Source organism: Kitasatospora sp. NPDC001095, from assembly GCF_053598615.1.
In genome coordinates this window covers 34,265-42,901 of record NZ_JBSFKQ010000062.1, presented here as the reverse complement: position 1 = coordinate 42,901, position 8,637 = coordinate 34,265, and the positions used below count along the sequence as shown (strand labels likewise).

The 8,637-nt window shown below is 71.3% G+C and carries 8 protein-coding genes; 6 read left to right on the top strand and 2 right to left on the bottom strand.

The window, feature by feature from the left end; translation table 11 throughout:
* Positions 1–172 precede the first annotated feature (172 nt).
* The gene (locus ACWDBB_RS32460) at positions 173–964 is read left to right on the top strand and encodes a DUF2785 domain-containing protein (RefSeq protein ID WP_449792989.1); all 792 of its coding nucleotides are present in this window, start codon (positions 173–175) and stop codon (positions 962–964) included.
* Positions 965–1,017: 53 nt separating this feature from the next.
* Here ACWDBB_RS32460 and ACWDBB_RS32455 read toward each other — a convergent pair whose 3' ends face one another.
* Both ACWDBB_RS32455 and ACWDBB_RS32450 read right to left on the bottom strand, forming a co-directional pair.
* Positions 1,018–1,809, bottom strand: a complete 792-nt coding sequence (locus tag ACWDBB_RS32455) for a class I SAM-dependent methyltransferase (RefSeq protein WP_449792988.1) — start codon at positions 1,807–1,809, stop codon at positions 1,018–1,020.
* Positions 1,810–1,897: 88 nt separating this feature from the next.
* A complete protein-coding gene (locus tag ACWDBB_RS32450) occupies positions 1,898–2,812 on the bottom strand; it encodes an aromatic prenyltransferase (RefSeq protein WP_449792987.1) in 915 nt (304 codons plus the stop codon).
* Between the two features lie 361 nt (positions 2,813–3,173).
* Between ACWDBB_RS32450 and ACWDBB_RS32445 the strand changes: the two genes are divergently transcribed.
* From ACWDBB_RS32445 to ACWDBB_RS32425, 5 genes are all read left to right on the top strand, one after another.
* A complete protein-coding gene (locus ACWDBB_RS32445) occupies positions 3,174–3,908 on the top strand; it encodes a hypothetical protein (RefSeq protein WP_449792986.1) in 735 nt (244 codons plus the stop codon).
* Between the two features lie 75 nt (positions 3,909–3,983).
* Positions 3,984–5,210, top strand: a complete 1,227-nt coding sequence (locus ACWDBB_RS32440) for a radical SAM protein (protein ID WP_449792985.1) — start codon at positions 3,984–3,986, stop codon at positions 5,208–5,210.
* Between the two features lie 293 nt (positions 5,211–5,503).
* Positions 5,504–6,850: an extracellular solute-binding protein gene (locus ACWDBB_RS32435; protein ID WP_449792984.1), complete on the top strand. Its 1,347-nt coding sequence runs from the start codon at positions 5,504–5,506 to the stop codon at positions 6,848–6,850.
* On the top strand, positions 6,847–7,794 hold the full coding sequence (locus ACWDBB_RS32430; RefSeq protein ID WP_449792983.1) for a carbohydrate ABC transporter permease: 948 nt from the start codon (positions 6,847–6,849) through the stop codon (positions 7,792–7,794). The genes ACWDBB_RS32435 and ACWDBB_RS32430 overlap by 4 nt, the downstream gene beginning before the upstream one ends.
* On the top strand, positions 7,791–8,636 hold the full coding sequence (locus ACWDBB_RS32425) for a carbohydrate ABC transporter permease (RefSeq protein WP_449792982.1): 846 nt from the start codon (positions 7,791–7,793) through the stop codon (positions 8,634–8,636). The genes ACWDBB_RS32430 and ACWDBB_RS32425 overlap by 4 nt, the downstream gene beginning before the upstream one ends.
* The last annotated feature ends 1 nt before the right edge of the window (position 8,637 follow it).

Genomic DNA, 8,637 nt, shown 5'->3' with positions numbered 1-8,637 from the left:
CCAACCGCCGCCCCACCCGCATCCACACACTCTGCACCCAACACGCCATCCCAGCGGCGGCCTGACCAGATCAAATACTTCGCCAGCAGAGTCGCTCGTCCGACTTCTCACGCCGGCCGGTCGCGCATAAAAGCAGGTGAACGGGGTGGCGGCCCCCGATAGGGTCCGGCGGGTGACGAACTGGCGAGAGATCTACGAGAACGACTGCGTGCTGCCCGCTGGGCCCGGGTTGGACGAGCTGGTCGCGGAGCTGGCGGAGGCCTTGGGGGACCCGGACCCGGAGATCCGGGACGGCTATCCGTACGCGGTGCTGGCGGCCTGGATCGGGCGCGGGGTGATCGACGGCAAGCGGTGCCTGGCGCTCGGCGATCTGATGGTGGAACGTTTCGCCCATCCGCGGATCGAGGCCCGGACGTTCGCCCCGCTGGTCCTGGTGATGATCGTGAACCAGGGCCACCTCAGGCCCGAATGGATCGACGCGTTCGCCGCCTGGTACCGCTCGGAGGCCGACCTGCGCGGTCGTGACGAGACGCTCGGCTGGCTGCACGCCGTGGCGCACGGCGCGGACCTGCTCGGGGCCTGCGGTCGGCGGCCCGAGGTCGACCCCGAACCGCTGCTGGGGCTCGCCGCGGAGCGCCTGCTCGCGCCGACCGACTACCTGTTCGCCGAACGGGAGGACAACCGGCTCGCCAGGGCCCTCGCCCTCGTCCTCACCCGCCCCGACCTGACGCCGGAGCGGTCGACCGCCTGGCTGTCGACGGTGGGCGACGCATTCGTCGGGATGGAACGCGGGCCGATGCCGGTCTGGGCCTCCAACACGGTCCGCACCCTGCTCGCCCTGTACGCCCTGGCGGACCTCGGGGTGCCCACGGAGCGCGGGGGGAACCCCGTCCCGCTGGCTCACGCCGCCGCGGTCAAGGGCCGGCTGGCCGAGGTGCTGCGCCCGGTGTTCCCGTACGCCTGAGACCGCGAATGGCGGGCGGCGGGCGGCGGGCGGCGTAAAGCGGCCGCGGCGGCCTACGAAGGGCGGCGCCCCCAGCAGGTGACCATCATCCAGGCGGTGTCGGTGAAGGCCGGGTCGTCCAGGTGGGCGACGGCCGCCGTGATCTGCTCGGCGGTCATGAGCCCGGTGGCGATGAGCCCGGGGGTGGCCTGGGCGAAGCACCGGCGCCAGAACGCGTCCTCCTTCTCGTCCGTGCCGCACACGGCGACGCGGATGGTCATGCCGATGTCGGTGAGGCCGGAACGGGCCATGGCCGCGGGGATGCGGCGGGCCCAGGAGTGGTCGGTGCCGTGGGTCCGGGCCAGCAACCGCTGGCAGGCCTCGAGCAGTTCGGCGAACCGCGGATGGGGGGAGGCGGCGGCCGGGAGGTAGGTGGGGTCCTCGACGACGAGCCAGCCCCCGGGCGCGAGCCAGCCGGCCATCCGGTCGAGGGCGAGCTGCGGGTCGGGGAGGTGGCCGAGCAGGGCCCGGGCGTGCACCAGGTCCTGGGAGCCCGCCGGGAAGTCGTCACGCGTCACGTCGTGCCGTGCGACCGTCAGGTTGGCCGGTGCGGGTGACGCGTCGAGGAGCGCGGTGTCGAGGTCGGTGGCCGTCACCCTGCCGTCGGGGCAGCGGGCGGCGAGCCAGCGGGCGATGGAACCGTGCCCGGCCCCGGCCTCGACGCAGTGCCAGTCCGCGGCGACACCGAGCCGTTCGAGGACGGCCGTGGTGGTCGGGTCGCAGAGCTCCTCCAGCAGACGCAGGCGCTCGAGTTCCCCCCGTGTGCCGTGGGCGAGGACGCCCTCCTGATAGGCCGGGGCGTTCATCCCTGTTCTCCGTTCGGGTGTCGGGCCGGCCGTGCCGGGGTGGAGGCGTGGACGATGCCCACGTCGAGCGGCTCGGGGTCGAGGGCGGTCACGGCTGCCTGCCCGGGTCGGTCATCGGGCTGTTCCACTCGCGCATCAGCGCGACCAGTCGGCCGCAGTAGCTGCGCTCCGCCTTCACGTAACCGCCGCCCCCCGCGCCGAAGGACCACGCGACGGCGTTCATCTCCTCCTCGTCGTGCGAGGGGGCGCCGCGGAAGAACGCGGCCAGCCGGTCGTTGACGCGCGGGAACCGCCCGGCGGGCAGCCGGAGGGCGTAGACGCCGACGCGCTCGATCTCTCCGGTGGCGATGCGGAGCGTCACCGAGAACGTGTGCCCGTCCGGGGCCGTGAAGGCCGCCATGTCCCGGAAGGTCGCCTCGTCCGGCACCCCGGCTCGGGAGAGGGCGAGCAGTCGCAGCGCGCCCTCGGGGGTGAGGCCCTCCCCGGTGCGGAAGTACAGGTTCGCCGTGTCGTGCTGGTAGTCGACGGCCACGTGCCGCACCGACGTCAGGCCCAGTTCGCGGAAGCGGTCGTGGTGCCGGAGGATCGTGTCCGGGATCCCGGGGGCGTCCAGGACCTCGCCCAGCGGCCGGATCCCGCCGAGGTACACCCAGGTCTTGACCAGGCCCCGGGCCGCGTCGAAGTCGCACAGCTCCGTCGAACCGTCGTAGAGGGAGCTCCAGGCCGAGATCAGGCCGGCCGTCGGGCTGTGGGGGTCGAGGAGTCCGGCGCGTGCCCCGAGGCCCACGGTGTCGACGGGAACGCGGTCGTAGAAGCGGTAGTTCAGCGCGTTGCCGGGCTTGTCGTTGGTGCGCCACAGGACGGCTCCCCGGTGGAAGCCCTCCTTGTACGCGTCCAGCACCCGGCGTGTCATGGGCGGGGAGTGGTCGACGCCCAGCAGGTCCGCGGTGGTCTCGAGGTCCCGGAGGAAGCGGGACGGAGAGAAGTCGCTAGCAGACACCATCAGGGCTGCCCCCGTTCGTGCGTGGAGGAATTCGGCGGGTGATCGGACCGGTCCCATGGTGATCAAATCACCTTGTAGATCATTTCACCAGGGGCCCGCCGACCTGCCAGGGGCGCCGACCCTTCCGCCTGTGGCGGTGGTTCCCACAGCTCCCGAATGCTCACAAATGGCTGGATCGGAACGTTTCCGTCCGACCGTCAGCTGGTCCGGGTGAGATCCGTGGTGCGAACTCGACCGTGTGTGGCCGGTCGCTGTTAGGCTGCGCGCCTGAATACGAACTCTCCACGATGTAAAAGGACTTGGAAGAGAGGGTGAAGGGCTCTCGCCCTCCACCACCGCCCGCCGACACCCGAGGATTCGCGTGAGACCCGAAGACGTCCCCCTGCTGTTCCAGGAGTTGGCCCGCGAGTTCGCGGACGCGACCGGCATGTCGGTGGCGGCGACCGGGTCGTTGGCCCGCGGCGACCACCGCACCGGACCGGGCGGCGAGGTCCTCTCCAACCTCGACCTGGTCCACGTCGTGGCCGAGGACGCGGACGTGCCGGACGTCCGTGCCATGGTGGGGCGGAGGATGCGGCGGATCGCCGACACCTTCCGGATCGAGACGACCTCCGTCATCGCCAGGCTGCCGGCGTTCCGGCAGGCGGCCCACGCCCACTACCGGATCAGCATGCGGCGCGAGTGGTTCTGCGACGGTCTCGGGCTCGGTCCCGAGGCCTTCGACGGCCCCGGCCGCGAGGAGGACGACCTTCGCACGGCGCTCGCCTGGATGATGCAGCCCGTCCCCTACTACCTGTCGAAGGCGACGGCCGTGGACCCGACGACCAACCTCGCCAAGGCCCGTAGGGCCGCGACGCGGCTGGCCGACCGGTTCGACCTGGCGGTTGTGCACGACGGCCTCGACGACCTCCCGGGCACACTGCGCACCCTGATCGCCGAACACGGCGTCACCCCGCTGGAGTCCACGGCCCGTTACCTCGCGGCCCCCACCCACCCCGACATCGCGCAGCTCGTCCGCGACGCGGTCTTCGTCGAGAGCATGGGCCTGACCTCCGCCGACTCGATGGTCGTCCTGCTGCCGTCCGTCCCGAACTGACCAGCCCCTCCCGAGCTGACCCGTCCGTCCCGAACCGACCGTACCTCCCGAACTGACCCGTACCGGAGAACGCCCATGTCCACCCGGCAGCACGTGGAGATCCTGCCCCCGCACCCGCTGCGGGCCGGCTACGACCGGTCCCTGGCCCGCGGCTCGATCGCCGACGACTTCCAACGGCGCCTGGAGCCGGGCAACTTCAACCCCGGCTACCTGGGCGCCCTGACCGAGCGGGTCGAGCGGGCGCTGGGCGAGGATCCGGCGGACGAGACCATGCGGTGGCGCCTGGCGTTCCTGCTGCTCCAGAACGACGCCACGGCGGCCGCCGTCGAGCGGGCCGAGGCCCTGCTCGCCGGAGCCACCCTCCCGCAGGCCGTCCGCCTCGCCCACCTGGTGGCGGGCATCCGCGGCCGGGCCGACCTGCCGCGCACCGGCCGTCGCGTCCGGCGGGTCAACTGGTCGATCAACAACCGCTGTCCGATGTCCTGCCAGGGCTGCTACAACCCGTTCGCCGCGGAGCAGATCGACCTGGACCAGGCGGACCTGATCATCGGGAAGCTGGCCGCGCACGGCACCACCGACCTGGTCCTGGCCGGCGGGGACCCGCTGCTCTGGCCGCCGATCTTCGACGTGGTCGACCACGCCGTCGAGGCCGGCCTCAAGGTCGGCCTCGACACCACCGGCTACACCCTCACCGCCGGGAAGCTCGCCCGGCTGCGCGGGCTGTCCTCGCTGCGGCTGCCGCTGGACGCCGTCACCGCGGACGTGCAGCGCGCCTTCCGGCGCAGCCCGGACGGCAACCTCCTGCGGGCGCTGCTGGACTCCCTCGACCTCTGCGACGCCGAGGGCTTCGACCGGGTGCGGGTGCACACCGTGGCGAGCGCCGAGAACCTCCACCAGCTGCCGGAGCTCGCGGCCGAGGTGATGTCCCACCCGTCGGTGGCCCAGTGGGTGATCTTCCAGTGGTGGGGGCGACGGGCCTCGCCGGCCATGGTCCGCCGGCTCGGGGTGGCGGTCGAGGAGGTCCGCGAGGTCGTGGAGGCGATCCGCCGGGACCACCCCGGCCGGGAGATCCACCTCGCGGAGAGCAGCCAGCGGGAGCTGCTGAACTGGATGATCCAGTCGAGTGGGCAGGTCGTCACCTTCGGGTCGGGCGCCGAGGAGGAGTTCATCCTGGGCAACCTGCTGACGGACGAGGTGGCGGAGATCCTGACCCACCCGATCCTGGACTTCGAGGCGATGTCCCGGGGGATCCCGGTCACCCCGGGGACCGTGTTCGGCCCGGCGGATACCGTGCGGGGCTGACGCTCCCGGCTGCCGGGCTGATAACGGAACGGTTGCGGAGCCCGCCATTCCCGGGCCCGGGGCTTGACGGCACGGGGAGGGCGGGCGTTTGCTGTGTCCGCTCGTTGGAACCTGTTTGGTTCTGGTTTGTTTTGCGTGTTTGAACGTTCAAAAAGCCGAGCTACCCTCGCGCCCCCGTCACGCCCCGCCACCCCTCCGCACCACCTACCCCCTCCGCGCCACCCATCCCCTCCGCGCCCACCCACCCCCTTCGCACCACAGCCTTCCGGCGCCACCCCACCGAGAGGAATGCAATGTCACACCTTTCCCGCCGCGACCTTCTCCGCGCCTCCGGAGCCGGCCTGCTGGCCGTCGCCGCCGGCGGCACCCTCGCGGCCTGCGGCGGCGGCTCCGGCTCGGGAGGCGCCGCCGGCGGGGACGCCGACACCGGCACGATCACCGTCTGGTCCTGGGCCACCGCCGCCGACGCCCTGCGCGGGATCGTCCCGGCCTTCGAGAAGGACAACCCGGGGATCAAGGTCGACGTCCAGGACATCGGCGAGCCCGCCATCTGGGACAAGATCACCGTCGGCCTGGCGGCCGGCGGCCAGGGCCTCGGCGACGTCCTGCACATCGGCTGTGACTACCTGCCCGGCTACCAGGAGAAGTTCCCCGGCGGCCTGGCCGACCTCTCCGCGCTCGGCGCGGACGCCCACAAGGACAAGTTCGCCAAGGGCCTGTGGCCGGTCGTCAGCGGCAAGGACGGCCACGCCTACGCGCTGCCCTGGGAGGTCAACCCGCTCGGCTTCTTCTACCGCAAGGACTACTTCGACAAGGCGGGCATCGACCCCGAGGCCCTCGCCACCTGGGACGACCTGATCGCCGTCGCGGACCGCTTCAAGGCCGCCAACCCCGGCATCGCCCTGATCGGCCTCAACAAGGCCGCCAACCCCACCCCCGACCTGGACTTCCTCCAGGCGCTGTTGCAGCTCCAGGGCGCCTTCTACTTCGACCTCCAGGGGAAGATCACCGTCGGCTCGGAGCCGGCCGTGCGCGCGATGACCATCATCAAGCGGCTGGACGAGGCCGGGCTGATCGGCGACACCCCCGGCGTCCAGAGCTGGCCGCCCGTGATGAAGACCGGCAAGCTCGCGGTGGCCGCGATGCCCGCCTGGGTCGCGCACTACCTGGAGAAGAAGTTCCCCGACCAGAGCGGCAACTGGCGCCTCACCAAGCCCCCGGCGGTCACCTCCGGCGGCAAGCGCACCGCCCTGGTCAACTCCACCCACCTGGCCGTCGCCGCCTCCAGTCCGCGCCGCCGGGCAGCCTGGAAGTTCGTCGAGTACGCCGTCACCCGCCCCGCCTCGGTGAATGCCATGTTCAACGCGGGCGGCGTCTTCCCCGCTCTCACCGAGGCCTACACCGACCCGCTGTACGCGGCGCCGAGCGCGTTCTACGGCGGCCAGCCGGTGCTCAGGACCTTTGCCGACCTCGCCACCGAGGGCGGCGACCCCACCAACTACTCCGGCGACTACGCCCGCGCCCTCAAGCTCGTCAGCGACGCCCAGACCAAGGTCCTGCTCAAGGGCGCCGACCCGGCCGCCGTCCTCCAGGACGCCGCCAAGCAGCTCGCCCAGCAGACGGGGCGCGGTATCGCATGAGTGCCGCCAGCCCGACCGCCTCCGGCCTCAACGGAAAGTCCGGACCGACTGCCTCCGGCCTCAACGGAAAGCCCAGGCCGAGTCGTTGGCGCCGCCGCGCGGTGCCGTACCTGCTGCTCGCCCCGGCCCTGATCACCTTCGCCGTGTTCAAGGTCTACCCGATCGTCGACTCGCTGCTGCTGTCCTTCACCACCGGCGCCGGCAGCGCCACCCGTAACGCCGGCCTCGCCAACTACCAGCGCTTGGTGGACGATCCGCTGTTCTGGACGGCCCTGCGCAACACCGGCGTGATCCTCGTCGTGCAGGTCCCGCTGATGCTCGGACTGGCCCTGCTGATGGCCGTCGGCATCAACTCCGCCCTGGTGCGCTGGCGTACGGTGTGGCGGCTCGGCGTCTTCATGCCCTCCGTCACCGGCCTGGTCGCCACCGGCGTGATGTTCGCCTACCTGCTCAAGGCCGACGACGGCGCGGTCAACTGGCTGCTGAACGCGGTCGGTCTGCCCTCCGTCGACTGGCTGGGCCAGCCCGTCTGGGCCCGGATGGCCGTCGTCGTCGTGCTCACCTGGCACTACACCGGCTACAACGCCGTCATCTACCTCGCCGGACTCCAGTCCATCCCACGGGAGTTGTACGAGGCCGCGATGGTCGACGGCGCCGGCCCGATCCGCCGGTTCACCTCGATCACCGTCCCCGCGCTGCGCCCGGTGCTGCTGTTCACCGTCGTGCTCTCCACCATCGGCACGCTCCAGCTCTTCGACGAGCCGTACGTGCTGACCGGCGGCGGGCCTGACAACGCCACCCTGACCGTCTCCATGTACCTGTACCAGAACGGCTTCCGGTTCTTCGACTTCGGCTACGCCTCAGCCATCGCCTACGCGCTCACCCTGCTGGTGTCGGTGCTCGGTGCCGTCCAGATGCGCCTGATGGGAGAGCGCGAGAAGTGACCCCCAAGACCGTGAACCCCCTCAAGAAGCTGCGCGGCTGGCCGCTGACCTTCCTCCTCGCCGGCGTCACCGGGCTGTCGATCGCCCCCTTCTACTGGCTGGTGGTCTCCTCCACCCGCAAGGACACCGAGGTCTTCGACTGGCCGCCCAAGCTGCTGCCCGGCGGAAGCCTCGGCGAGAACCTGAGCCACCTGGAGCAGAAGATCGGCCTGCTCCGGGTGGTCGGGAACTCCCTGCTGGTGGCGGGAGTCCAGACGATCGGCGCGCTGGTCGTGGCGCTGCTCGCGGGCTACGCCTTCGCCAAGTTCCGCTTCCGCGGACGCACCCTGCTGTTCGCGCTGCTGCTCTCCACCCTCGTGGTGCCCGAACAGGTGCTGCTGGTACCGCTGTTCAAGATGATGATGAACTTCGGCCTGCTGGACACCTACCAGGCGCTGATCCTCCCGGGCCTGTGCGTGCCGTTCGCCATCTTCCTGATGCGGCAGTCACTGAGCAGCCTGCCGGACGAACTCCTGGACGCCGCCCGGGTCGACGGCGCGGGCGAGCTGCGGGTGCTGTTCAGCGTGGTGGTGCCGGTCATGCGGCCGGTGCTGGCGGCCCTGTCGATCTTCCTCTTCCTGGGCTCCTGGAACCAGTTCGTCTGGCCGCTGATCGCCCTGCGCAGCCCCGAGATGCACACCCTGCCGGTCGCCCTGGCGACGCTGCACGGCAACAAGTCCAACACCGACTACGGCGCGATCCTCTCCGGCACCGCGCTGTCCACCCTGCCGATGATGGTCCTCTTCCTGGTCCTCCAGCGGCAGTTCATCTCCGGCCTGCTGGCCGGCGCCACGAAGGGCTGAG

Excerpts from the sequence above, each read along its gene's own strand:
- ACWDBB_RS32450 (WP_449792987.1), bottom strand. The coding sequence starts at position 2,812 with ATGGTGTCTGCTAGCGACTTCTCTCCGTCCCGCTTCCTCCGGGACCTC.
- ACWDBB_RS32430 (WP_449792983.1), top strand. The coding sequence starts at position 6,847 with ATGAGTGCCGCCAGCCCGACCGCCTCCGGCCTCAACGGAAAGTCCGGA.
- ACWDBB_RS32435 (WP_449792984.1), top strand. The coding sequence starts at position 5,504 with ATGTCACACCTTTCCCGCCGCGACCTTCTCCGCGCCTCCGGAGCCGGC.
- ACWDBB_RS32455 (WP_449792988.1), bottom strand. The coding sequence starts at position 1,809 with ATGAACGCCCCGGCCTATCAGGAGGGCGTCCTCGCCCACGGCACACGG.
- ACWDBB_RS32440 (WP_449792985.1), top strand. The coding sequence starts at position 3,984 with ATGTCCACCCGGCAGCACGTGGAGATCCTGCCCCCGCACCCGCTGCGG.